This window comes from Salmonella sp. SAL04196, assembly GCF_046550835.1.
Lineage (GTDB): Bacteria > Pseudomonadota > Gammaproteobacteria > Enterobacterales > Enterobacteriaceae > Salmonella > Salmonella enterica.
In genome coordinates this window covers 969,272-992,189 of sequence record NZ_JBGDXE010000001.1, presented here as the reverse complement: position 1 = coordinate 992,189, position 22,918 = coordinate 969,272, and the positions used below count along the sequence as shown (strand labels likewise).

The following is a 22,918-nucleotide window of genomic DNA, read 5'->3' as shown; positions in this document are numbered from 1 at the left end:
GATTAAGAACAATCTGATAATGAGTTTCATGCGGCGCAAGAAAATATGTTTCAGTTAAAGCCGGGCGCGTTGGCAATAGTTATTGGCGCTAAAACACCCGCCGGACGGCGGAATATAGGCAAGTCGGTTGAGCTATTTTGCCTGTGTCAACCCGGAGATGAATTCATTAACCCGGTAAATGGACACGTTACCTTACTGCCGAAAGAAGCGCCTCGGGCGCTGTGGCTGGTCACGGGCGACGTAGCCTCCGCCGATGGTCAGCACGGTTTTGCCTGGGTGCGGGCAGAACATTTGATGCCGTTGTCCCCGGACAGACAACCAGGCCAGGCGGCGGCACGACAATCACAGCTCTCGTAGCCACTCCGCCAGCACAATGGCATGGTTCTGGCGAGTATCTTTAGCGGCGTATAGCAACGTTAGCGGTTGGTGTCGGGCAATATCTGCCAGCCGTTTGCCTTCTTGATGCTGTTGCGCAAGTTCTGCCCGGTATTGCTGTGCGAAGTGGTTAAAATCAATCAGTTCGCTATGAAAGGCTTTGCGCAATTCGGTTGAGGGCGTAATGGCCTTATTCCATTCATCATAGACCAGCGCCGATTTTTTAATGCCTCGCGGCCATAGCCTGTCAACCAATACCCGATAACCATCGTCTTTTTCCGCCGGGAAATAGACGCGCTTACACTGGATTCGCATTTTTCCCTCCTGTGATGGTGTCGCTTACGGTACTTTTGTCGGATAGCGGTAATAATTTTAATGGATCAGGCCTGATAAACGAAGCGCCATCAGGCATTCAAGTGGGTATCAGGTTTATTTATACGCTATCTCTCGATCGCGTCCGGCGTAGAGGCCGAAAATCGCCATGATGATAGCCAGAACCGTCACGCCTGATAGCGGCAGATACCAGCTACCGCTGGCATCATGAAGTTTTCCCATGACGGGCGGCCCACATGCCGCCAGTAAATACCCGACCGACTGCGCCATGCCGGAAAGCGCCGCCGCCTGATGCGCCGAACTGGCACGCAGGCCGATAAACGTCAGGCCGAGGATCATCGTCGCGCCTGAACCGAAGCCGAACAGTAGCGTCCAGATGACCGCCTGGCCCGGCACAAACCAAAGTCCCGCCGCGCCCAACGCGCACAATAGTGAGACCAGCGCGGCAATCCAGCGTTGATCGTTAAAGCGATGCAAAATAAGCGGAATGGCTAACCCAGGCGCCGCGGTCGCCAGTTGCAGCAGGCCATGTAGCGATCCTGCCTGTGCTTCGCTGTAACCGTGGCTGATGAGTATTGTTGGTAACCAGCCGATAATCACATAATAAATCAGTGAGTTAAGTCCCAGAAACAACGTAACTTGCCAGGCTAAAGGCGAACGCCAGATACCGCGTTCATGTAATGCCCGGGAGCTACTCAGGTTAGCTGAGCGGGTAGTGCGCCACTGCGGCAACCAGATAAGAAACGCCAACAGCGGAAACAGCATCAGCATTAACAGCGCGCCGCGCCAGCCAAAACCGTGCAACGCCAGCGGAACCACCAGCGCGGACCCCAACGCGGCGGCGGCGCCCATCGTCAATGAATACGCGCCCGTCAGCCTGGCGACATGTTGTGAAAAATCGCGCTTAATCAATCCTGGTAGCAGCACATTACCCAGCGCTATCCCGCACCCAATAATGGCAGTTCCGGCAAACAATAATGTAGCGGAGGGCAGGGAGCGGAGGGCAATACCCGCGCAAATCAGCAGCATTGCGGCAAACAGACTGCGTTCCATCCCAAACCGGCGGGCAATACCGGCCGCCAGCGGCGAAACCAGTGCAAACGCCAGAAGCGGCAAGGTTGTTAGCAGGCCCGTCTGGGCGGTGGAAAGACCGTAATCCGAACGGATTGTCTCCAGCAACGGCGCAGCGCCGGTAAATGTTACGCGCAGCGTAGTGGCTATCATCAAAATACCGGCAATCAGTAAAGCGCCCTGTTTGCCGCGTGGTGAAAGGGCTGTCGTCATCGTTTTCTCATCTCGTCAGGCGAGGCGATACCTTAACAGTTTTTACTGTTTGGATGAATCAAGCTAAAATGACAATTTATCGCTAAAATCGGACAATATAATGATTGGCCTGAGACTGGACGGTTACGATCCCGACCTTCACCACGATGCCGCTGTGGCCTTTTGTATTCGCGCCAGGGATGATGAACTATTTAGCCCTCGCCATCAGCATCGCAAGGGACAGTTGATCCTCGCTCTGCACGGCGCGATCACCTGTGAGGTGGAAAATGCGATGTGGATGGTTCCGCCCCAGTATGCCGTCTGGCTCCCCGGCTCGCTGCCGCACAGTAATCATGTGACCGCAGGGGCGGAGCTGTGCTTTTTATTTATTGAACCTGCGGCGGTCGTCATGCCGGAGCGTTGCTGTACGCTGAAAATTTCGCCGTTATGCCGGGAGTTGATTTTGTCGCTGGCGCGCAGAACCGATCCCGAAAGAGCGCAAATGCCAACGCAGCGCCTTATTCAGGTGTTGTTTGATGAACTGCCGCAGCAGCCGCAGGAACAATTGCAATTACCGGTATCGGGACATCCGAAAATTCGCCAAATGGTTGAGACAATGGCGCAGGAGCCCGCGCGATGGAATACGTTAGGGCAGTGGGCCAGCGTATTCGCGATGAGCGAGCGTAACCTTGCCCGGCTGGTCGTCAAAGAGACGGGACTAAGCTTTCGTCGCTGGCGTCATCAGTTGCAATTAATTCTGGCGCTACAAGCGCTGATCGCGGGACGTAATGTACAGCAGACGGCGCAAATGCTGGGTTATGATTCCACCACGGCATTCATTACCATGTTTAAAAAAGGCCTGGGGCAGACCCCAGGCCAGTATCTGACGGGCGAGTTACTGCTTCCCCACAATTAAAGAGACCAGCCCCGCCGCAATCAGTGGGCCGACCGGCACGCCGCGAAACAGCGCGACGCCAAGTACCGTACCGACCAGCAGCCCGGCGACGAGCTGCGGTTGGTTTCCCATCAGCGTAATGCCGCGACCGCCCAGCCAGGAGACGAAAACGCCGACGGCAATCGCGACCAGCGATTTCCAGTTCACAAAAGAGTGGATCAATGTGGAGGGCGGTAGGGTTCCGCTGGCGATGGGGGCCATCACGCCGATGGTCAGAATAATAATCCCGACGGTAAGTCCCTGTTTTTCAATCCAGGGAAAAAAGGTATTCAACGGGGTTACGCGGACAATAATCAGCACCAGAATTGAGACGGCGACAGTGGTGTTGTGGCTGATAAATCCCAGAGCTGCCAGTCCGAGCAGGATCAGCAGAGTGACATCAAACATTATGGTTTCCTTGCCAAAAAGTAAGCCTGACTACTTTACGCCCAAACGGGAAAGCGCACAGGCCTTTTTAACGATTGATGCGGATTTCAGGCAACTGCCTGAAAGACAATCTTTACATGAAAAACGGCGTTGTCATTAAATTGCCATCAACGCCGCGTATTGCTAACAGGTGAACCGTCATTGTTGTCTTCCTGAGGATACAATTATGTACGATCCACCGTTTCTTGAAGCGCTGATGATAACGGCGTCGTTTTTCGCCATTATTATCATTATCGTTGTGTCTGTATTGCTCCTTGAAGGGGATAGGCTCTAAGCCGTTGGCGATGACTGTAAGCGGCGGAAGACTGCCAGTTCTGGTCGGGCGATGCGCAGATAGTCCTGTGTATTCATAATGACTGATTTTTCCAGCAGGCCGGCATTAAAAGCAATTTCATCGAAACGCTCAAACAGGAGCGGATCGGCGACCAGTTTCAGATTGGGGTGAAAACTGAAAGGCGGGATCGCGCCAAAAACGCAGCCGGTCAGCATATCGACTTCCGCCGGGCTGGCAAGGGAAGCGCGTAAGCCGCCCAGATGTGAAGCAAGCTGAGAGAGGTCGGCTTGCTGATCGGCCGCCAGAATAGCAAGAACGTGCTGGTTGACGCCGTTGCCTTTGACTTTACAGACCAGCGCTTTTGCGCCCTGGCCCAGCGCAGTACCGCGTATTTCAGATACCGCTTCGCATTTCCCTACCGCTTCATGGCTAACCACACGATAGCGCGCGTTCTCCTGCGTTAATAAAGCCACTAAACGTTGGTGTGTAGCGACACCCTTCGCGACTTCAGTCATTTCGGCCATTTCTTACTCCTGGTGCAATATGAACATTTACTGCGAAGCACTATGATGAACGATGTTGTTTTTGTTGTTTGTTCAGATAGAGCTGCGCATCGGAAGCCTGGTAGGCATCATTAATCGTATCATTGGGCTGCATATTATAAATCCCGGCGGAAAAATGGACTGTCTTATCCGGTGCGATAATTTGCAGGTTACGAATAATACGCTCCGGCAGATGGATAGCCAAATCCGCCGCGTAATCAACAAGAATAATACAGAACTCATCGCCGCCGAGGCGGATGGCGTAATCGCTTTTACGAATCGATGTTTTAATCGCTTTCGCCAACAGGGTAATAATTCGGTCGCCTTCCTGGTGCCCCTGGGTATCGTTGATCAGTTTTAACCTATCGCAATCAATAGCGACAAATGTCACCGGCGTCCCGGTATTGACCAGGCGTTGCAGTCGCTGTTCCAGCACTGGTGTTAATATTTTACGGTTGTAAAGCCCGGTCATGGCATCGCTAATATTTTCGCGTGTGACGTTGCGATAAAGCCGAAAGTGCATCCGTACCATATTAAGCAGGAGCGCCGTTGCCAGTAAGTAAAAGGCCAGCGCTTTCCAGGACGAGACAAGGAAATAGGTTAAATCAAGGGACAAAGAAACGCGCAGCCCACCAGGGATATCATGGCTATAATTCACATATTGAAACAGATTATTTTTGCTTTGATTAATAATAATTTCTTTTCCGGAGTCCATATCCTTTAGTGTTACGTTAAGATAGCGCCAAACCAGCGGACGATCCTGGGTATAAAAAATATTTTTTAAATTATCCTGGTTAACATCCACCATCACGATACCTTTTAACGTTCCCGCCAGATAGACTGGCGTTAAAAAGCTCATGACGTTTTCCTGGGTAATATCATCCATGTAAATACTTGAAATAACCGTACGGCCGGTAAAAAGTTTATCTATATCTTTTCTGTTAATACCCATTGTACCTTTTTGTAAAAAAGTCCAACGATGCATGGCGAAGCGCCGTGAGTTGATTAAATCATAGAAATAGACATAATGTTTATTTAAATCAACGTAATAACGGAATTTAAGCTCCAGTGTGCCCAGCCCGTGACTGTGGTCGTCCTGCGAACGGTTGATGCTTACCGCCTGATCAAATGCAGGCAGTAAAAGGGCGTCATCAAGATTATCGGTACACTGTGTAGCGGCGGTTTGCAGGGTACCATGTAGCGCCGGGTAATTATGCCGGGTCAGGTTGACGCCGTGCGTACCGTTAATAGCCTCAAAGGCGTCGCAAAACGCGCGGCGTTTTTCTGCGGTGACGGGGTCTCCCGGCGCTTCAAAAGTTCGCATCAAATGTGCGGCGATGCTCTGATTCTGGTACTTATCGTACAAAAACGACGAATCGGCTCTCTCCATGATATAACGCATATAGGCATTCATTGCCCTGTCGCTGGCAATAAGTTCGTAAATCAGGAAGGACGATGTCAAAACGATGACGCTTGCCGAGATAAAGTGCCTGAGCGCTTTATGATGCAAATTCATGATGAACTACAGCCCTGAAAGTCGGATGCGTTAGTTTACCATAGCGATGAGAATTCCTCTAATAGACTGTTTAAAAATAAAACGTGTTGATGTTATGGAATAAAAATCATTCTCGATTTAATAAATTCAATAATATATGGTGTTGATATTTTCAGTCGTGACTATTGTCGCAAAAAGTAAATTGTTAATTAACGGCATCGATTTAACACTAACGAAAATAAAATAGCCTTTATTATTACGTGAAAGGAGTGTGACGTGGTAAGGATAATAATGTACTTCCGTTCGGAGGCACTATGAAACGATTTAAAGAAATAGCAGCAATTTTGCTTTTTGCATTGCTGGCTGCGGGGTTCACGTCGTCGGCTATGGCATCGTCGGGCAGTGGTGGTGGCCCGTGGGATTTTGATTTCTATTTTCCTGGTCACTACTTTTTTTGCAAACTACAACCCCCTGATTCTCTGCAATTACCACCACCTCCTGGTGAGTATTGCTGGCATTAATAAATCCATACTATTCCAGTGATAAGTCGGCGCATGTAAGGTAAATCCAGTCAGGAGATATACAGGTTTACGGCTATTGTAGTGGTAGTATGTATAATTGCCTTGTTAGTGATAAATCAGCCCGTGACTCATTACGGGCTGATTTATGGTTATGCACTTTGATTGGCGCTCTGTTTCTGAAACAATTCGCGGAATACCGGATAAATATCCTCCTGATCGCGAATATGCTGCATGGCGAAGTTATCGAACGTCGCCTGCAGATGTTCATACTCGCGCCATAAGGTCTGGTGGGCGCGGCGGGTAATCTCAATATAGCTGTAATAGCGCACTACCGGCAGCAGCTTTTTCGCCAGAATCTCATGACACAGCGGTGAATCGTCGGCCCAGTTATCACCGTCTGACGCTTGCGCCGCATAGATGTTCCACTGACCGGGGTCGTAGCGCTCTTTAACCACTTCATCCATGAGTTTAAGCGCGCTGGAGACAATCGTCCCGCCGGTCTCTTGCGAATAAAAGAACTCATGTTCGTCCACTTCCTTCGCCTGGGTATGGTGGCGGATATAAACCACTTCGACGTTCTTATACGTTCGGCTTAAAAACAGATAGAGCAGAATGTAAAAACGCTTGGCCATATCTTTGGTTGCCTGGTCCATCGAACCAGAGACGTCCATCAGACAGAACATTACCGCCTGGCTGGAGGGCTCAGGCCGTTTTTCATAATTTTTATAGCGTAAATCAAAGGTGTCGATAAACGGCACCCGCTCGATTTTAGCCCGCAGTTCGGCAATCTCCCGACGTAACCGCTCCTCTTCAAGCAGTTGCGCTGGTTCGCTTTTGCTGATGGTCTCCAGTTCCGTTTCCAGCGCGTGCAGTTCGCGGCGTTTTCCTGCCGTCATTGCTGTACGTCGCGCCAGAGAGCTTTGTAGCGAACGTACCACGCTGATATTGGCCGGCACGCCGTTTGAGGTGAAACCGGCGCGGTGAGTTTTATACTCGTTAAGCTGGCGATGCTGGTTTTTTTTCAGATTAGGCAGCGCTAAATCTTCAAAGAGCAGATCCAGATACTCATCTTTTGAAATCTGAAAAACAAACTCATCCTGGCCTTCGCCGTCCTGGCTGGCCTGACCTTGACCGCTGCCGGAACCGCCGCCGCCACCGCCTTGCGGACGCTCAATGCGATCATTCTGGATAAAGTGATCGTTACCCGGATGGACGCGATGGCGCAGACCGCCGCGCCCCTGATGAAACATCGGTTCGCTAATATCATCGGTTGGAATAGAGACGGACTCTCCGCTGTCGACATCGGTCACAGAGCGTTTATTAATCGCTTCGGAAATCGACTGCTTAATTTGTGCTTTATAACGACGCAAAAAGCGCTGGCGATTCACCGTGCTTTTATTTTTGCCGTTAAGACGTCGGTCTATGAACCAGGTCATATGCCCCCCGTACTGCCAACTGAGCGCCTGTTCTGTCAGTGCCGGATAGCGCTAACGCTTAGCCAGTCTACAGAACATTACTTTGTAGGCCCGGTAAGCGCAAGCGCCACCGGGCATTAATATCACGACGATTTACGCACGCGCAGGTACCACTCGCACAGCAAACGAACCTGCTTACGGGTATACCCTTTCTCCATCATCCGATCGACAAAGTCGTCATGCTTTTTCTGCTCGTCAGTCGACGTTTTGGCGTTAAAAGAAATGACCGGCAACAGCTCTTCAGTATTAGAGAACATTTTTTTCTCAATCACCGTGCGCAGCTTCTCGTAACTGGTCCAGTTTGGATTACGGCCGCTATTGTTGGCTCTGGCGCGCAGGACAAAGTTTACTATCTCATTACGGAAATCTTTCGGGTTACTGATACCCGCTGGCTTTTCAATTTTTTCCAGTTCGGCGTTCAGCGACTCGCGATCGAACAGTTGACCGGTATCCGGGTCGCGATACTCCTGATCCTGAATCCAGAAATCCGCATAAGTCACGTAACGATCAAAAATGTTCTGCCCGTACTCAGAATAAGATTCGAGATAGGCCGTCTGGATCTCCTTGCCGATAAATTCGGCGTATTTCGGGATCAGGTAGCCTTTCAGGAACTCCAGATAACGTTCAGCCTGCTCCTGTGGGAACTGCTCGCGCTCGATTTGTTGTTCCAGAACGTAGAACAGATGTACCGGGTTTGCCGCCACTTCCGCATGGTCGAAGTTGAATACGCGGGAGAGGATCTTAAAGGCGAATCGGGTGGAGAGACCGTTCATCCCTTCATCCACGCCCGCATAGTCGCGATACTCCTGGTACGATTTGGCTTTGGGGTCGGTATCTTTCAGGCTTTCACCGTCATAAACGCGCATTTTCGAGTAAATACTGGAATTTTCCGGCTCTTTCAGGCGGGAAAGAATCGAGAAGCGCGAAAGCGTTTCCAACGTGCCCGGCGCGCAGGGCGCATGAGCCAGCTCGCTATGATTAAGTAGTTTCTCGTAGATTTTGATCTCTTCGGAGATTCGCAGGCAATAAGGCACCTTCACAATATAGACACGGTCAAGGAACGCTTCGTTATTTTTATTGTTACGGAAAGTCACCCATTCAGATTCGTTTGAGTGGGCAAGTATGATGCCATTAAAGGGCAGGGCGGAAATACCTTCCGTACCATTGTAGTTACCTTCCTGGGTTGCGGTCAGCAAGGGGTGCAGCACCTTAATAGGCGCTTTAAACATCTCGACGAACTCCATGATCCCCTGGTTAGCGCGGCACAGCGCGCCAGAGTAACCATACGCATCCGGATCGTTCTGGGCGTGATGTTCGAGTTTACGAATATCCACCTTGCCGACCAGCGCCGAAATATCCTGGTTGTTTTCATCGCCGGGTTCCGTTTTGGCGATGGCAATCTGCTCCAGAATGGAGGGCCAGACTTTCACCACGCGGAATTTAGTAATATCGCCGCCAAACTCATGCAGGCGTTTGGCCGCCCACGGGGACATAATCGTACCGAGATAGCGGCGCGGAATACCGTACTCTTTTTCCAGAATCTGCGCGTCTTCCTGCGGATTAAACAGGCATAACGGATGATCGTTGACCGGACTACGCTCGCCGTTGGCGCTTAAAACATAAATTGGCACGCGCTGCATTAGCGATTTCAGCCGTTCAGCGAGCGATGATTTGCCACCCCCCACAGGTCCCAGCAAATAGAGAATTTGTTTCTTCTCTTCCAGCCCTTGCGCCGCATGTTTCAGATAAGAGACAATCTGTTCAATCGCGTCTTCCATGCCGTAAAACTCTTCAAACGCAGGATAGCGAGCAATAACCCGGTTGGAGAAGAGTCGGGAAAGTCGGGGTTCCTGGGCAGTGTCAACCATATTAGGCTCGCCGATAGCCATTAATAGCCGCTCTGCCGCGTTGGCATAAGCACTGCGATCTTGCCGACAAATGGTAAGAAAATCCTGCAGTGTGAACTCTTCGTCCTTGGCAGCTTCGTAACGCTGGCGATAGTGATCGAATATATTCATGATATGCCATCCTTTCGTTTTTTCGCACATGTTAAGAGCCGTTCATATGAATAGTAGAGGCTCCCGGAAGAGGTAGACTGAACGCCGTCTCTGCTAAGGAAAAAAAAAGCAACTCTCATGCCATTTTATTGGTCAGAAGATCAACGTGTCCGGTGATACACCTTCTTAACATTAAGCGTAGATGGCATTTGCAAAACTTGCCTGTACGCGCCAGTGGATTTCGATGACATATCAATAACTCATCAGGTAGAAAAGGCTGGTGGATATCAGAAAAAGCGTTCCCGGTCACATAACGATCATCAGCCGATCATCTGAAAATAATCGGTGGTGGTGATATTAAACGGTTACATTGTGTAAAATAGTTGGGCTTACAGGTATTGGCGGTTACACTTTTGCCGCAGAACATTTGAATAAGGAATTATGGATTGTGACCAAACTTAAACTTCTGGCTCTTGGCGTGTTTATTGCAACATCCGCCAGCGTCGCGCACGCTGAAAGCAACCTGACGTTGGGCGCAGGCGTTGGTGTGGTTGAACACCCTTATAAAGATTACGATAGCGATGTTTATCCGATACCGGTCATCGCTTATGAAAGCGAAAACTTCTGGTTCCGTGGTCTGGGCGGCGGCTACTACTTGTGGAATGACAATGCCGATAAGTTGTCAATCATGGCATACTGGTCCCCGATGTACTTCAAACCGGGCGACAGCGATGACCATCAGTTGCGTCGTCTGGACAGGCGTAAAAGTACTATGATGGCGGGCGTTTCTTACGCGCATCACACCCAGTATGGATTCCTGCGTACCTCACTGGCAGGGGATACGTTGGATAACAGTAACGGTATTGTCTGGGATCTGGCCTGGCTTTATCGGTATACCAATGGCGGGCTGACCTTAACGCCAGGTATCGGGGTTGAATGGAATAGCGAGAACCAGAACGATTACTATTACGGCGTATCACGTAAAGAATCTTCGCGTAGCGGCCTGCGCGGCTATAACCCGAACGATAGCTGGAACCCGTATCTTGAACTGAGCGCTAACTATAATTTCGCCGGTAACTGGAGCGTATATGGTACTGCGCGCTACACCCGTCTGTCGGATGAAATTACCGATAGCCCGATGGTGGATAAATCCTGGACCGGTATCCTTTCTACTGGCGTGACCTATAGATTCTGATTGATTGAATTTGCCAGAAAAACCATGACAAAGCCTGCGTTATGCAGGCTTTGTGCTGTCTGAAACGCGAACATGGCGGCTTGCATAAATGCGCTGTTGACCGGGGATGGCGCAGCCTTACGTGATTTATACTTTGTTACATCAATTTAAAAAAATAGCCTTTTATATGAAAAATCCAGGTGATTACAACTGCGCTAACAATTAGCGTAATAATTGTTGCAATGCTGGCTGATATCGCCCTGTCACGTCCCGCTTATGCTATACCCATTCTTCACAGCGAGTAAGACGAATGAGCATAGTATTCAATACCGTAGCCAAGCCCAGCGGCAGTCTGTGTAACTTATCGTGCAAGTACTGTTTCTATCTTGATAAACCCCGGGGCCAGCGCGTCATGTCTGACGATGTGCTGGAGACGTATATCCGCCGGGTAATTGATGATACGCCATCCTCAGAGGTCTCGTTTTGTTGGCAGGGGGGAGAGCCGACGCTATGCGGTCTTTCTTTTTACCAAAAAGTGGTGCGCTTGCAGCAACGCTATGCCAACGGCAAAACTATTTACAACAGTCTGCAAACCAATGGCGTATTAATCAATGAAGAATGGGCGGCTTTCTTTGCGCAGCACCAGTTCCTGATTGGTATATCGATTGATGGGCCGCAAGTCGTTCATGATAATTACCGGAAAACGCCGTCAGGGCGGGCGTCTTTTTCCCGTGTCGTTAATGCTATCCGCCTTCTGCAGGCAAATGATGTCGAGTTCAACACGCTCACTGTCGTGAATGATGTGTCATGCCGTCATGGCAACGCTATTTATCATTTTTTGACGCAGGAATTGGAAAGTAAACACCTGCAATTTATTCCCATTGTTGAGCCGCTCGCGCAAAAAACGCAGCGTTCTTTGACGTTATCTGACAATGAGGATTCGCCTTCGCTGATGCCCTTTTCCGTCACACCTGAAGGGTGGGGGGCCTTTATGTGCGATGTTTTTGATCAATGGATACGTCACGATGTCGGACGCATATTCGTACAGCTTTTTGACAACTTACTTGGCGTCTGGATGGGGGAGCCCGCCACGCTTTGTACGATGCAGTCGACCTGCGGGCAAAGTTTGCTGGTGGAGCAGAATGGCGACGTGTTTAGCTGTGACCATTTTGTTTTTCCCGCCTATAAACTGGGCAATCTGCAGCAACACTCTTTAGAAGAAATGGCGGCTTCTTCTTTTCAGCAGCAGTTTGGCGCGGCTAAAGCAAACCTTTCCTCACGCTGCCAGAACTGTACGTGGCGCTTTGCCTGTCACGGCGGTTGTCCGAAACATCGAATTTGTATGGACGGCGGCGAACGGCAAAATTATCTCTGTAAAGGATATCTGGAGTTCTTTCAACATGTGACGCCCTATATGAATGTGATGCGTCAATTATTACTGAATCAGCGACCCGCCGCGCATATTACCCGCATCGTCGACATGATTGCGGATGACGTTCGTCAGTGACAAGAAAATCGCCCCCTTGCGCGGTATGATGCCGGACATTACCGTAGGGTCTAAGAGTCCTGTATTGTTTTACCGTCGAGTGACATTGAAAAGGAAATGAAATCAGTGAAAAACGTAACGTTTTGCGGGCAGGTGACGCTTCCTGCCATCGGACAGGGAACATGGTATATGGGCGAGCGCGCGGATCAACGTCAGCGCGAGGTTTCGGCGCTGCGCGCGGGGCTGGATTTGGGGTTACGCCTTATTGATACGGCGGAAATGTATGCCGACGGCGGGGCGGAAAAGGTCGTGGGAGAGGCGCTGGCAGGGCGACGCGATGAGGCATTTCTGGTGTCAAAAGTGTACCCGTGGAACGCTGGCGGCCAGAAGATAGTTGCCGCCTGTGAGGAAAGCCTGCGTCGTCTGAAAACAGATTATCTCGATCTCTATCTATTGCACTGGGCCGGAAACTTTTCATTCGAAGAGACCGTTGAAGGTATGGAGCGGCTAATCGCGCAGGGGAAAATTCGCCGTTGGGGAGTCTCTAATCTTGATTATGACGATATGCAGGCGCTGTGGCGCATCCCCGGGGGACAGCAATGCGCGACAAATCAGGTGCTCTATCATCTGGCGTCACGCGGTATTGAGTATGATTTATTGCCGTGGTGTCAACAACAGCGAATGCCAGTGATGGCCTATAGCCCGCTGGCGCAGGCTGGCCGGTTACGTAGCGGTTTACTGAATCATCCGGTGGTGAATGAAATTGCGCAAGCGCATAACGTTACGGCGGCGCAAATCTTACTGACGTGGGTGATTGCGCATCCGGGCGTGATGGCGATCCCGAAAGCCGGAAGTACAGAACACGTGAAGCAAAATGCGGCGGCGCTTGAGATCGCCTTGTCAGCAAACGAACTTGCCTTACTGGACAACGCCTGGCCTGCGCCAAAAGGGAAAACCGCGTTGGATATGGTGTGACGCCGGATAAAATGCGTAAGCGCCGCCATCCGGCAGGTCATGCCTGATGGCGGCTGACGCCTTCCAGAGCCTATAGCAACGCCGTTATCCATTCACTTTTAGCGTTTTGCGACGCATATAGTCTGCGCCAGACGAGAGGGTTTTTCTTCTGTGGCTTGTTGCGGCGCAGTAGCATAAGCCGTTTCAACGCAGACAAACGTTTTATAGCCGTCATCCGGCATGTCGCCCATGCTGACGGACAACGCCGGGCCAGGGTTCCAGCCTACGACGTTAAGATGATGGTGGTGGACCACATCAATCGTGCGGTTTAATGTCGCATCGTGGATCACGCTACATGCTTCAGGATTGAGGTAAATGCGATCGGTACGGTCCGGAAAGGTTTGTATACCGTCGGCCAGGACACCTTCTTTAGCGTCGTTAACTTTATCAATAAACCGATCGCCGAGTCCGCTGACCTTAACGTTGGCGATGTCGCCAACGTTAAAATAGCTGTGGAGCGCGGATGTGGTTGCAAACTCGCCATGCGCTTCCAGTTCAATTTCACAGGTTTTGCCCACTTTAAAACGTGCCAGCAGCGTGAAATCGTGCGGCCAGTATTTCCGGGTGGCCTCACTGCTTTGCAGCTCAAATGTCAGCATTACGCCATTATCATCTTCATTATGCGCTTTTAGCGCCCACGGTAGATTACGCGCAAAGCCGTGTGACGGCAGACCCTGTTGAGCCGCAGGTCCAAACCAGGGCCAGCAGATCGGTACGCCGCCGCGTAGCGCCACGCCGGTTTTGAAAGGCGTATTATTACTGAGCCACAATACCTCTTCCTCGCCAACGGGTTTCCAGGAGAGAAGGTGCGCGCCCTGTAATGCAAAAGAGGCTTTAACCTGCGGATGGTCAACGACGATCAGATCCAGGTCATCAAGCTGACGACGGGAAAGGACAGGGGTAAGCTGTTCGATAACCGGGAGGGCAAAAATTTTATTAATCATTACGCAATCCTCTTAACCCTAAATAATTCGAGTTGCATGACAAGGCGCTTGTGCCTTGACCAGTGCTTGCGCTGGCCCGTAGAGGCGGGGCCGCAGGCCGAGTAACGCGGCAAGTGAACGACAAATTCATCGGGAACGAATTTGAACAACCGTAGGTAACCTACGGCCAGGGACATCCCTGATTCATCCCGATAAGTTCGACTTCCGTCAGTGATTCGGGTGAGAAAGCATAGCCAACACACCTGCAACTTGAAGTATGACGGGTATATCTTTAAGCAAAAAAAAGAGCGACCTGAGTCGCTCTTACCAATGATTGTGTCATCTCAACTTATTTGGAGATGTGAGCAATCAGGTCCAGTACTTTGTTGGAGTAACCGGTTTCGTTATCGTACCAGGAGACCAGTTTCACGAAGTTGTCGTTCAGCGCGATGCCTGCTTTAGCATCGAACACGGAAGTGCATACTTCGCCGTTGAAATCGGTAGATACAACGTCGTCTTCGGTGTAACCCAGAACGCCTTTCATTTCGCCTTCGGCAGCAGCTTTAACAGCAGCTTTGATCTGCTCGTAGGTAGCCGCTTTTTCCAGACGAACGGTCAGGTCAACAACGGATACGTTCGGAGTCGGAACGCGGAACGCCATACCAGTCAGTTTGCCATTCAGTTCAGGCAGTACTTTACCTACCGCTTTAGCAGCGCCAGTAGAGGACGGGATGATGTTCTGAGATGCGCCGCGGCCGCCGCGCCAGTCTTTGTGAGACGGGCCGTCAACGGTTTTCTGGGTTGCGGTAGTCGCGTGAACAGTAGTCATCAGACCTTCGATGATACCGAAGTTGTCGTTGATAACTTTTGCCAGCGGCGCCAGGCAGTTGGTGGTGCAGGAAGCGTTGGAAACGATGTCCTGGCCTTCGTATTTGTCAAAGTTAGCGCCTTTAACAAACATTGGGGTGTTGTCTTTAGACGGACCCGTCAGAACCACTTTTTTCGCGCCAGCGGTGATGTGTTTACGCGCGGTTTCGTCAGTCAGGAAGATACCGGTAGCTTCAGCCACTACGTCAACACCAACTTCGTCCCATTTCAGGTTAGCCGGATCGCGTTCAGCGGTAACACGGATTTTTTTACCGTTAACGATCAGATGACCGTCTTTCACTTCAACAGTACCGTCGAAACGGCCGTGAGTGGAGTCATATTTCAGCATGTATGCCATGTACTCTGCGTCTAACAGGTCGTTGATTGCAACGATCTCGATGTCAGAACGTTTCTGAGCAGCACGGAAAACAATGCGACCGATACGGCCAAAACCGTTGATACCTACTTTGATAGTCATATATTCCACCAGCTATTTGTTAGTGAATAAAAGGTTGCCTGTAAAATTACAAAAACCTTACGCAGCGTCAAGCGGAATCGTGTCAATCATTGCGACAAATCAATCCTCTGCACAACCTTTGCGCGGCTGATTCGCCTCACTCTTCCTTTCGGCTTGAAACCACATGGGGGCGCCGCCCCGAATTTTAAAGGGCAACCGAGATAATAATGTGACATCAGTCACGATTCATGAGCCGCCATTTCGCAATGATCAAGTTTAGAACAAAAGTTGGTACTGAGGTGTTAATGTTTTGTTAGAATCGGTCAGGCAATGTGAGCACGTTTAAAGTGAGATGTGAGCAAATGGCTAACCAACCTTCAGCAGAAGAACTCAAGAAAAAATTGTCCGAAATGCAATTCTATGTGACGCAGGATCGTGGCACAGAACCGCCATTTACCGGACGCCTGCTACATAATAAACGCGATGGGGTTTATCACTGCCTGGTCTGTGATACGCCGCTTTTTCACTCCCACACCAAATACGATTCAGGCTGCGGCTGGCCTAGCTTTTACCAGCCTGTCAGCGAAGAGGCGATTCGTTACATAGACGATTTTTCTCATGGCATGCAGCGTGTCGAAATTCGTTGCGGTAACTGCGATGCGCATCTCGGACACGTTTTCCCGGATGGTCCGCAGCCAACCGGTGAGCGCTATTGCGTTAATTCGGCCTCGCTGGCCTTTTCTGACGAGAAAAACGGCGATCAACTGAAAGGCTGAAAAAACGATTCAGCAAATTATTCCACAGGAGCGGACACATCATGAATCTTGATGAGATCATTAACAGCATGACGCCGGAAGTGTATCAACGTTTATCCACCGCCGTTGAGCTGGGTAAATGGCCGGATGGCGTGGCGTTGACGCCGGAACAGAAAGAAAACAGCCTGCAACTGGTGATGCTATGGCAGGCGCGGCACAATACCGAAGCGCAACATATGACGATCGATACTCACGGTCAGATGGTGATGAAAAGCAAGCAGCAGCTCAAAGCGGATTTCGGTATTACGTCAAAGCCGATTGCGACATTGAAAATGCAGTAACGACAGCCGGATAAGAGGTAGTCGCCATCCGGTGGTTTCATTGCCAATGCGTTGTGCTTACCGGGCCTGCTCATTGCTGCCAGACACAGGCCCGCCATATTTTTACGAATAACGCTTAATGTCCAGCGAGTCCGCCAGCTGTGTCGCTAACTGATTATTGTCATCGGTGGCCTATTCCCAGAACATTGTGCCGGCCAGCCCGCGCTTTTTAATCTGGTCCGCGTTGATCCCCACCGGCGCGGATTTTCATAAGAGAGGGCAAACAGTGCCTTCCCCCGGCAGACTTTACTGTCAGCAGCAGGCCAGGCGTTTGAGTCATACGGATTGGCGTTGAAATACTGCGTGCCATAAGGCCATGTCGTAAGTCATCAGATTGATAAAGTCGAGCTACGGGGCTATAGCTTTCACGTCCAGCCAGCTTTTCGGATTTTCCGCATTCGTGCCGACGGCGAGGGTGACCCGCTTTTGGGGCTCATTAGCTGACGAAGCGCTTTTAAATGCGACGTTAACCGAATATTCCCAGTCAAGAGCGATCCCATCGAGACCATATTTGTCGACAATCTTCTGCGCCGGTTTAATAAACACCGCGCGGGCTTCTTTAACGATCCTTTTTGACATTTAACACAGAAACACGCCACAGAATTGGGTGGCGAAAAAATAACCGCAGCAGATTAGCGTCTTCATCCATGGAAACCTGCGCAGGCGTTCACGCCGTCTTTCGCGATACGGCTTCCATCTTTTTGGTTTTATCGCCGTTTGTTTCGTTGAGTTTGTGATCTTGGTTGGCAAATACAGATCATTATCTGTGTTTTAAAGATTTATCGTTGACCTTAAAGATTTTATGGATAAGTATGATGAGCATTGATGCACACCAAACACAAAGGAAGATGCAATGAAAGCACTGGCGAGATTTGGCAAGGCCTTTGGCGGCTACAAAATGATTGATGTCCCGGAGCCGGTATGCGGTCCGGAAGACGTGATTATCGAAATCAAAGCGGCGGCGATCTGCGGCGCGGATATGAAGCACTATAACGTTGACAGCGGGTCCGACGAATTTAACTCCGTTCGCGGTCATGAATTCGCCGGACGTATCGCGCGGGTGGGCGAAAAAGTGAAAGACTGGAAAGTCGGCCAGCGCGTGGTTTCTGACAACAGCGGACACGTTTGCGGCGTTTGCCCTGCCTGTGAACAAGGTGATTTTCTGTGTTGTACAGAAAAAGTGAATCTGGGTCTGGATAACAACACCTGGGGCGGTGGATTCTCCAAATACTGCCTGGTTCCGGGAGAAATCCTGAAAATCCATCGCCATGCCCTGTGGGAGATCCCGGAAGGCGTGGATTACGAGGAAGCCGCAGTTCTGGACCCTATCTGCAACGCCTATAAATCTATCGCCCAGCAATCCAAATTTTTACCCGGCCAGGACGTGGTAGTCATCGGCACCGGTCCGTTAGGTCTGTTTTCGGTCCAAATGGCCCGCATTATGGGGGCGGTAAATATCGTGGTGGTTGGTCTGGATGAGGATGTTCCTGTCCGTTTCCCTGTGGCCAAAGAACTCGGCGCGACGGCGTTTGTTAACGGCTCCACGGAAGATGTCGTCGCACGCTGCCGGGAGATTTGCGGCAAAGACAACCTCGGTCTGGTGATCGAATGCTCCGGTGCCAACATTGCGCTTAAACAGGCCATCGACATGCTACGGCCAAATGGTGAAGTGGTTCGCGTCGGTATGGGATTTAAGCCGCTCGATTTCTCCATCAACGACATTACTTCCTGGAACAAAAGCATCATTGGGCATATGGCCTATGACTCCACATCCTGGCGCAATGCGATTCGCCTGCTTGCCAGCGGCGCTATCAAAGTAAAACCGATGATCACCCATCGTATCGGTCTTTCTCAGTGGCGCGAAGGGTTTGACGCAATGGTCGATAAGACAGCCATTAAAGTGATCATGACCTACGACTTTGATGAATAACCCTTCTGCTAAAGGAACGTTATCGCATGGAACAGATAACAAAACCGCACTGCGGCGCCCGGCTGGATCGCCTGCCGGATTGCCGCTGGCATTCATCAATGTTTGCCGTCGTCGCCTTTGGTCTGCTTGTTTGCTGGAGTAATGCCGTCGGCGGATTAATTCTTGCCCAGCTCAAGGAGTTAGGCTGGACCGATAATTCCACGACAGCCACCTTCTCCGCCATTACCACAGCGGGGATGTTTCTCGGCGCGCTGGTGGGCGGCATTATCGGCGATAAAACCGGGCGCAGGAACGCCTTTATTCTTTATGAGGCAATCCATATCGCCGCGATGGTGGTTGGCGCATTCTCACCGAATATGAGCTTTCTGATCGCCTGTCGTTTTGTGATGGGCGTGGGATTAGGGGCACTACTGGTCACCCTGTTTGCTGGTTTTACCGAATATATGCCGGGCAGAAATCGGGGAACCTGGTCGAGTCGTGTTTCGTTTATTGGCAACTGGTCATATCCATTGTGTTCCCTGATTGCAATGGGGCTGACGCCGCTAATTAGCGCGGAATGGAACTGGCGCGTGCAGTTACTGATCCCGGCTGTGCTGTCGCTGATTGCTACTGTGCTTGCCTGGCGATACTTCCCTGAATCTCCCCGCTGGCTGGAATCGCGCGGGCGTTATCAGGAAGCCGAAAAGGTCATGCAGGCCATTGAAGCAGGCGTCGAACGTCAGACAGGAAAACCGCTGCCGCCGGTTATTATTGAAAGCAGCGGCAAGCCGCCGCGTTCCGTACCGTATTCAGCGTTGCTCACTGGCGTATTACTGAAACGCGTTATTTTGGGTTCCTGCGTGCTGATTGCCATGAACGTTGTGCAATACACGTTAATTAACTGGCTGCCCACCATCTTTATGACGCAGGGCATCAACCTCAAAGATTCGATCGTTTTAAATACCATGAGTATGTTCGGCGCACCGTTTGGCATATTTATCGCTATGCTGGTAATGGATAAAATTCCGCGCAAAACCATGGGTGTCGGTTTATTAATTCTGATTGCCGTGCTGGGATATATTTATTCACTGCAAACCAGCATGTTGCTTATCACCTTAATTGGCTTTTTCCTGATTACCTTTGTCTATATGTATGTCTGTTATGCCTCGGCGGTCTATGTGCCGGAGATCTGGCCAACAGAAGCGAAACTTCGCGGTTCCGGCCTGGCGAACGCTGTCGGCAGAATCAGCGGTATCGCTGCCCCCTATGCAGTGGCGGTATTACTCAACGGTTATGGCGTGACGGGCGTTTTCGTCCTGCTGGGCGCTGTCTCGATTATCGTCGCTGTTGCAATAGCGACTATCGGAATCGAGACCAGGGGTGTTTCGGTCGAAAGTCTGGGCATTGATAAGGTCACGAGTAAATAAAGGAATAAAAATGAAAAATTCAAAAGCGATATTAAAAACGCCTGGCACCATGACAATTATGGCGGCTGATATTCCAGTACCAAAAGAAAACGAAGTATTGATCAAAGTGGAATATGTCGGTATTTGCGGTTCAGATGTTCACGGTTTTGAATCCGGGCCATTCATTCCGCCGAAGGATCCAAATCAGGAAATTGGTCTCGGTCATGAGTGTGCCGGAAAGGTCATTGCGGTCGGCAAGCGGGTAAGCAAATTTAAGCCAGGCGATCGGGTTAATATCGAGCCGGGCGTGCCGTGCGGCCACTGCCGCTATTGTCTGGAAGGAAAATACAATATTTGTCCGGATGTTGATTTTATGGCGACGCAGCCGAATTATCGCGGGGCCTTAACTCACTATCTGTGCCATCCGGAAAGTTTTACGTACAAGCTTCCGGACAATATGGACACTATGGAAGGTGCGCTGGTGGAACCCGCTGCGGTTGGAATGCACGCGGCAATGCTGGCGGATGTTAAACCGGGTAAGAAAATCGTCATTCTCGGCGCGGGCTGCATTGGTTTAATGACCCTGCAAGCGTGTAAGTGTCTGGGGGCGACCAATATCGCGGTAGTAGATGTACTGGAAAAACGGCTGGCAATGGCTGAACGACTGGGAGCGACAACCGTTATCAATGGGGCGAAAGAAGATACTGTCTCGCGCTGCCAGCAGTTCACCGACGATATGGGCGCCGATATTGTGTTTGAAACCGCCGGTTCCGCCGTCACAACTCAGCAAGCGCCGTATCTGGTCATGCGCGGCGGGAAGATCATGATTGTCGGCACTGTCGCGGGAGATTCAGCGATTAATTTCCTCAAAATTAACCGTGAAGTCTCCATCCAGACGGTATTCCGCTATGCCAACCGCTATCCGGTGACTATTGATGCCATCTCCTCCGGGCGTTTCGATGTGAAATCAATGGTGACGCATATTTACGATTACAAAGACGTGCAACGTGCATTTGAAGAGTCGGTGAATAACAAACGCGACATTATTAAAGGCGTTATTAAAGTTTGCGATTAATAAAAAACGGGAGAAACAGCGATGTTGGCAGATATAAAATATTGGGAAAATGATGCACAAAATAAACATTACGCGATTGCGCACTTTAACGTGTGGAATGCGGAAATGTTGATGGGAGTGATTGATGCGGCGGAAGAGGCAAATTCGCCGGTTATTATCTCCTTTGGTACCGGATTTGTGGGCAATACTTCATTTGAAGACTTCTCTCATATGATGGTTTCCATGGCTAAAAAAGCCTCTGTGCCGGTAATTACCCACTGGGATCATGGACGCAGCATGGACATTATCCATAATGCCTGGACGCACGGCATGAACTCGCTGATGCGTGACGCTTCATCCTTTGATTTTGAAGAAAATATTCGCCTGACCAAAGAAGCCGTTGATTTCTTTCATCCGCTGGGTATTCCGGTAGAGGCGGAGTTAGGGCACGTAGGGAACGAAACGGTGTATGAAGAGGCGTTGGCGGGGTATCACTATACCGACCCGGATCAGGCGGCGGAATTTGTAGCGCGCACCGGTTGTGACTCGCTGGCGGTCGCCATCGGCAACCAGCATGGCGTGTACACCTCTGAACCAAAACTGAATTTTGAGGTCGTGGAGCGCGTGCGCCAGGCAGTTTCCGTACCGCTAGTGTTACACGGCGCTTCCGGTATTAGCGATGCGGATATCAAAAAAGCCATTTCGCTGGGCATCTCGAAAATCAATATCCACACCGAATTGTGTCAGGCTGCGATGGTAGCGGTAAAAGAGAATCAGGATCAGCCGTTCCTGCATCTGGAACGCGAAGTACGCAAAGCGGTAAAAGCCCGCGCACTGGAAAAAATCAAACTGTTTGGTTCAGATGGTAAAGCGGAATGATGATATGGACGAAATCGAAGTTCTTTGCATAGGGGCGGCCATTGTCGACATTCCTTTGCAACCGGTTAGTAAAAATATCTTTGATGTCGATTCGTATCCATTAGAACGAATTGCCATGACCACAGGGGGAGATGCGATTAATGAAGCCACGATTATTTCGCGTCTCGGGCATCGCACTGCGCTAATGAGTCGCGTTGGCGACGATGCGGCAGGATATTTTATTCTCGACCACTGTCGGAAGGAGAATATCGATATTCAGAGCCTGAAGCAGGATGCTGATATTGATACCTCAATTAATGTTGGGCTGGTGACTGATGATGGTGAGCGCACCTTTGTCACTAACCGTAACGGCAGTCTGTGGAAGCTAAATATTAACGATGTCGATTTTGACCGTTTTTCTCAGGTCAGGCTGTTATCACTAGCAAGTATCTTTAACAGCCCGCTGCTGGATGGCAAAGCATTAACGGCTATTTTTACGCAGGCGAAAGCGCATCAACTGGTTATCTGCGCTGACATGATCAAACCGCGGCTGAATGAAACTCTGGACGATATTCGCGAAGCGCTAAGTTTTGTCGATTATCTGTTTCCTAATATTGATGAAGCCAAAAAACTGACCGGGAAAGAGACGCTGGATGATATTGCCGATTGTTTTTTGCAATGTGGCGTAAAAACGGTGGTGATTAAAACTGGCAAGAAAGGCTGCTTTATCAAACGCGCCGATATAAAAATGGAGGTGCCTGCGGTGGCAGGCATTACCGCCATCGACACTATTGGCGCCGGCGATAATTTTGCATCGGGATTTATCGCCGCGCTGCTGGAGGGAAAAACGCTGCGTGAATGCGCACGGTTCGCCAATGCGACGGCCGCGATATCGGTACTCAGCGTGGGCGCCACAACGGGCGTGAAAAACAGAATGCTAGTGGAACAACTCCTGAATGAATACGAAGGGTAATAGCGG

At 50.4% G+C, this 22,918-nt stretch carries 23 protein-coding genes and 1 pseudogene; 14 read left to right on the top strand and 10 right to left on the bottom strand.

Annotation, left to right across the window (positions count from 1 at the left end; genetic code table 11):
• The first annotated feature begins 45 nt into the window (after positions 1–45).
• Positions 46–357 carry a hypothetical protein gene (locus ACLJPE_RS05040; protein ID WP_000487129.1) on the top strand — a complete coding sequence of 104 codons (312 nt, stop codon included), beginning with the start codon at positions 46–48 and terminating at the stop codon, positions 355–357.
• Here ACLJPE_RS05040 and ACLJPE_RS05035 read toward each other — a convergent pair.
• Positions 343–690 carry a DUF488 domain-containing protein gene (locus tag ACLJPE_RS05035; protein ID WP_001222532.1) on the bottom strand — a complete coding sequence of 116 codons (348 nt, stop codon included), beginning with the start codon at positions 688–690 and terminating at the stop codon, positions 343–345. The genes ACLJPE_RS05040 and ACLJPE_RS05035 overlap by 15 nt on opposite strands.
• A gap of 114 nt (positions 691–804) precedes the next feature.
• Entirely contained in the window at positions 805–1,992 is a 1,188-nt protein-coding gene (locus tag ACLJPE_RS05030; protein ID WP_000205355.1) for a CynX/NimT family MFS transporter, read from the bottom strand.
• 100 nt (positions 1,993–2,092) lie between these two features.
• On the opposite strand from ACLJPE_RS05030, the gene ACLJPE_RS05025 reads away from it, so the two are divergent.
• Positions 2,093–2,887, top strand: coding sequence for an AraC family transcriptional regulator (locus ACLJPE_RS05025; RefSeq protein ID WP_000579793.1), 795 nt, complete (start codon positions 2,093–2,095; stop codon positions 2,885–2,887).
• Here ACLJPE_RS05025 and ACLJPE_RS05020 read toward each other — a convergent pair.
• Positions 2,867–3,313: a DUF441 domain-containing protein gene (locus tag ACLJPE_RS05020; protein WP_000460698.1), complete on the bottom strand. Its 447-nt coding sequence runs from the start codon at positions 3,311–3,313 to the stop codon at positions 2,867–2,869. The genes ACLJPE_RS05025 and ACLJPE_RS05020 overlap by 21 nt on opposite strands.
• A gap of 205 nt (positions 3,314–3,518) precedes the next feature.
• On the opposite strand from ACLJPE_RS05020, the gene yoaI reads away from it, so the two are divergent.
• Complete coding sequence (gene yoaI, locus ACLJPE_RS05015; RefSeq protein ID WP_000272242.1) at positions 3,519–3,626, top strand: small membrane protein YoaI; 108 nt, start codon at positions 3,519–3,521, stop codon at positions 3,624–3,626.
• On the opposite strand, the gene ACLJPE_RS05010 is transcribed toward yoaI, so the two are convergent.
• Positions 3,623–4,141, bottom strand: a complete 519-nt coding sequence (locus ACLJPE_RS05010) for a YbaK/prolyl-tRNA synthetase associated domain-containing protein (protein ID WP_161970696.1) — start codon at positions 4,139–4,141, stop codon at positions 3,623–3,625. The genes yoaI and ACLJPE_RS05010 overlap by 4 nt on opposite strands.
• 49 nt (positions 4,142–4,190) lie before the next feature.
• Positions 4,191–5,684 carry a diguanylate cyclase DgcJ gene (dgcJ, locus tag ACLJPE_RS05005; protein WP_001048658.1) on the bottom strand — a complete coding sequence of 498 codons (1,494 nt, stop codon included), beginning with the start codon at positions 5,682–5,684 and terminating at the stop codon, positions 4,191–4,193.
• 293 nt (positions 5,685–5,977) lie between these two features.
• Between dgcJ and ACLJPE_RS05000 the strand changes: the two genes are divergently transcribed.
• Positions 5,978–6,184, top strand: coding sequence for a hypothetical protein (locus tag ACLJPE_RS05000; protein WP_024132288.1), 207 nt, complete (start codon positions 5,978–5,980; stop codon positions 6,182–6,184).
• Between the two features lie 149 nt (positions 6,185–6,333).
• On the opposite strand, the gene ACLJPE_RS04995 is transcribed toward ACLJPE_RS05000, so the two are convergent.
• Both ACLJPE_RS04995 and yeaG read right to left on the bottom strand, forming a co-directional pair.
• On the bottom strand, positions 6,334–7,620 hold the full coding sequence (locus ACLJPE_RS04995; RefSeq protein WP_031601901.1) for a YeaH/YhbH family protein: 1,287 nt from the start codon (positions 7,618–7,620) through the stop codon (positions 6,334–6,336).
• 122 nt (positions 7,621–7,742) lie between these two features.
• Entirely contained in the window at positions 7,743–9,677 is a 1,935-nt protein-coding gene (gene yeaG / locus ACLJPE_RS04990) for a protein kinase YeaG (RefSeq protein WP_001518010.1), read from the bottom strand.
• Positions 9,678–10,104: 427 nt separating this feature from the next.
• Here yeaG and ACLJPE_RS04985 point away from each other — a divergent pair, with 427 nt between their 5' ends.
• The 3 genes from ACLJPE_RS04985 (at position 10,105) to ACLJPE_RS04975 (ending at position 13,291) form a co-directional block, all read left to right on the top strand.
• Positions 10,105–10,851: a MipA/OmpV family protein gene (locus tag ACLJPE_RS04985; RefSeq protein ID WP_000163762.1), complete on the top strand. Its 747-nt coding sequence runs from the start codon at positions 10,105–10,107 to the stop codon at positions 10,849–10,851.
• 289 nt (positions 10,852–11,140) lie between these two features.
• Entirely contained in the window at positions 11,141–12,337 is a 1,197-nt protein-coding gene (locus ACLJPE_RS04980; RefSeq protein ID WP_000029250.1) for an anaerobic sulfatase maturase, read from the top strand.
• 96 nt (positions 12,338–12,433) lie between these two features.
• Positions 12,434–13,291 carry an aldo/keto reductase gene (locus ACLJPE_RS04975; RefSeq protein ID WP_000843746.1) on the top strand — a complete coding sequence of 286 codons (858 nt, stop codon included), beginning with the start codon at positions 12,434–12,436 and terminating at the stop codon, positions 13,289–13,291.
• 98 nt (positions 13,292–13,389) lie between these two features.
• Here the strand turns inward: ACLJPE_RS04975 and ACLJPE_RS04970 are convergent, their stop codons facing one another.
• Together ACLJPE_RS04970 and gapA are read right to left on the bottom strand one after the other, a co-directional pair.
• Entirely contained in the window at positions 13,390–14,274 is an 885-nt protein-coding gene (locus tag ACLJPE_RS04970; protein WP_039513218.1) for a D-hexose-6-phosphate mutarotase, read from the bottom strand.
• Positions 14,275–14,602: 328 nt separating this feature from the next.
• Complete coding sequence (gene gapA, locus ACLJPE_RS04965) at positions 14,603–15,598, bottom strand: glyceraldehyde-3-phosphate dehydrogenase (RefSeq protein ID WP_000153505.1); 996 nt, start codon at positions 15,596–15,598, stop codon at positions 14,603–14,605.
• Between the two features lie 341 nt (positions 15,599–15,939).
• Here gapA and msrB point away from each other — a divergent pair, with 341 nt between their 5' ends.
• Complete coding sequence (gene msrB, locus ACLJPE_RS04960; protein WP_001519539.1) at positions 15,940–16,353, top strand: peptide-methionine (R)-S-oxide reductase MsrB; 414 nt, start codon at positions 15,940–15,942, stop codon at positions 16,351–16,353.
• Positions 16,354–16,394: 41 nt separating this feature from the next.
• On the top strand, positions 16,395–16,673 hold the full coding sequence (locus ACLJPE_RS04955; RefSeq protein WP_001046864.1) for a YeaC family protein: 279 nt from the start codon (positions 16,395–16,397) through the stop codon (positions 16,671–16,673).
• A gap of 102 nt (positions 16,674–16,775) precedes the next feature.
• Here ACLJPE_RS04955 and ACLJPE_RS04950 read toward each other — a convergent pair.
• Positions 16,776–17,270 (bottom strand): annotated as a pseudogene (locus tag ACLJPE_RS04950) (glycosyl hydrolase family 18 protein); the annotation flags it as partial.
• 295 nt (positions 17,271–17,565) lie between these two features.
• Here ACLJPE_RS04950 and ACLJPE_RS04945 point away from each other — a divergent pair.
• Genes ACLJPE_RS04945 through ACLJPE_RS04925 form a run of 5 tightly spaced genes read left to right on the top strand, consistent with a single transcriptional unit; the run spans position 17,566 to position 22,912 of the window.
• Entirely contained in the window at positions 17,566–18,642 is a 1,077-nt protein-coding gene (locus ACLJPE_RS04945; RefSeq protein WP_000645184.1) for a zinc-binding dehydrogenase, read from the top strand.
• Positions 18,643–18,668: 26 nt separating this feature from the next.
• Positions 18,669–20,048 carry an MFS transporter gene (locus ACLJPE_RS04940; RefSeq protein WP_023214494.1) on the top strand — a complete coding sequence of 460 codons (1,380 nt, stop codon included), beginning with the start codon at positions 18,669–18,671 and terminating at the stop codon, positions 20,046–20,048.
• Between the two features lie 10 nt (positions 20,049–20,058).
• Complete coding sequence (locus tag ACLJPE_RS04935) at positions 20,059–21,102, top strand: NAD(P)-dependent alcohol dehydrogenase (RefSeq protein ID WP_031601899.1); 1,044 nt, start codon at positions 20,059–20,061, stop codon at positions 21,100–21,102.
• Positions 21,103–21,123: 21 nt separating this feature from the next.
• A complete protein-coding gene (locus ACLJPE_RS04930) occupies positions 21,124–21,960 on the top strand; it encodes a ketose-bisphosphate aldolase (protein WP_000878870.1) in 837 nt (278 codons plus the stop codon).
• 4 nt (positions 21,961–21,964) lie between these two features.
• The gene (locus ACLJPE_RS04925) at positions 21,965–22,912 is read left to right on the top strand and encodes a sugar kinase (protein ID WP_000343331.1); all 948 of its coding nucleotides are present in this window, start codon (positions 21,965–21,967) and stop codon (positions 22,910–22,912) included.
• The last annotated feature ends 6 nt before the right edge of the window (positions 22,913–22,918 follow it).

What these genes read in the sequence shown, in the direction of transcription:
- ACLJPE_RS05040 (WP_000487129.1), top strand. Translation starts at nt 46, where the DNA reads ATGTTTCAGTTAAAGCCGGGCGCGTTGGCAATAGTTATTGGCGCTAAA.
- ACLJPE_RS05035 (WP_001222532.1), bottom strand. Translation starts at nt 690, where the DNA reads ATGCGAATCCAGTGTAAGCGCGTCTATTTCCCGGCGGAAAAAGACGAT.
- ACLJPE_RS05030 (WP_000205355.1), bottom strand. Translation starts at nt 1,992, where the DNA reads ATGACGACAGCCCTTTCACCACGCGGCAAACAGGGCGCTTTACTGATT.
- ACLJPE_RS05025 (WP_000579793.1), top strand. Translation starts at nt 2,093, where the DNA reads ATGATTGGCCTGAGACTGGACGGTTACGATCCCGACCTTCACCACGAT.
- ACLJPE_RS05020 (WP_000460698.1), bottom strand. Translation starts at nt 3,313, where the DNA reads ATGTTTGATGTCACTCTGCTGATCCTGCTCGGACTGGCAGCTCTGGGA.
- yoaI (WP_000272242.1), top strand. Translation starts at nt 3,519, where the DNA reads ATGTACGATCCACCGTTTCTTGAAGCGCTGATGATAACGGCGTCGTTT.
- ACLJPE_RS05010 (WP_161970696.1), bottom strand. Translation starts at nt 4,141, where the DNA reads ATGACTGAAGTCGCGAAGGGTGTCGCTACACACCAACGTTTAGTGGCT.
- dgcJ (WP_001048658.1), bottom strand. Translation starts at nt 5,684, where the DNA reads ATGAATTTGCATCATAAAGCGCTCAGGCACTTTATCTCGGCAAGCGTC.
- ACLJPE_RS05000 (WP_024132288.1), top strand. Translation starts at nt 5,978, where the DNA reads ATGAAACGATTTAAAGAAATAGCAGCAATTTTGCTTTTTGCATTGCTG.
- ACLJPE_RS04995 (WP_031601901.1), bottom strand. Translation starts at nt 7,620, where the DNA reads ATGACCTGGTTCATAGACCGACGTCTTAACGGCAAAAATAAAAGCACG.
- yeaG (WP_001518010.1), bottom strand. Translation starts at nt 9,677, where the DNA reads ATGAATATATTCGATCACTATCGCCAGCGTTACGAAGCTGCCAAGGAC.
- ACLJPE_RS04980 (WP_000029250.1), top strand. Translation starts at nt 11,141, where the DNA reads ATGAGCATAGTATTCAATACCGTAGCCAAGCCCAGCGGCAGTCTGTGT.
- ACLJPE_RS04975 (WP_000843746.1), top strand. Translation starts at nt 12,434, where the DNA reads ATGAAATCAGTGAAAAACGTAACGTTTTGCGGGCAGGTGACGCTTCCT.
- ACLJPE_RS04970 (WP_039513218.1), bottom strand. Translation starts at nt 14,274, where the DNA reads ATGATTAATAAAATTTTTGCCCTCCCGGTTATCGAACAGCTTACCCCT.
- gapA (WP_000153505.1), bottom strand. Translation starts at nt 15,598, where the DNA reads ATGACTATCAAAGTAGGTATCAACGGTTTTGGCCGTATCGGTCGCATT.
- msrB (WP_001519539.1), top strand. Translation starts at nt 15,940, where the DNA reads ATGGCTAACCAACCTTCAGCAGAAGAACTCAAGAAAAAATTGTCCGAA.
- ACLJPE_RS04955 (WP_001046864.1), top strand. Translation starts at nt 16,395, where the DNA reads ATGAATCTTGATGAGATCATTAACAGCATGACGCCGGAAGTGTATCAA.
- ACLJPE_RS04945 (WP_000645184.1), top strand. Translation starts at nt 17,566, where the DNA reads ATGAAAGCACTGGCGAGATTTGGCAAGGCCTTTGGCGGCTACAAAATG.
- ACLJPE_RS04940 (WP_023214494.1), top strand. Translation starts at nt 18,669, where the DNA reads ATGGAACAGATAACAAAACCGCACTGCGGCGCCCGGCTGGATCGCCTG.
- ACLJPE_RS04935 (WP_031601899.1), top strand. Translation starts at nt 20,059, where the DNA reads ATGAAAAATTCAAAAGCGATATTAAAAACGCCTGGCACCATGACAATT.
- ACLJPE_RS04930 (WP_000878870.1), top strand. Translation starts at nt 21,124, where the DNA reads ATGTTGGCAGATATAAAATATTGGGAAAATGATGCACAAAATAAACAT.
- ACLJPE_RS04925 (WP_000343331.1), top strand. Translation starts at nt 21,965, where the DNA reads ATGGACGAAATCGAAGTTCTTTGCATAGGGGCGGCCATTGTCGACATT.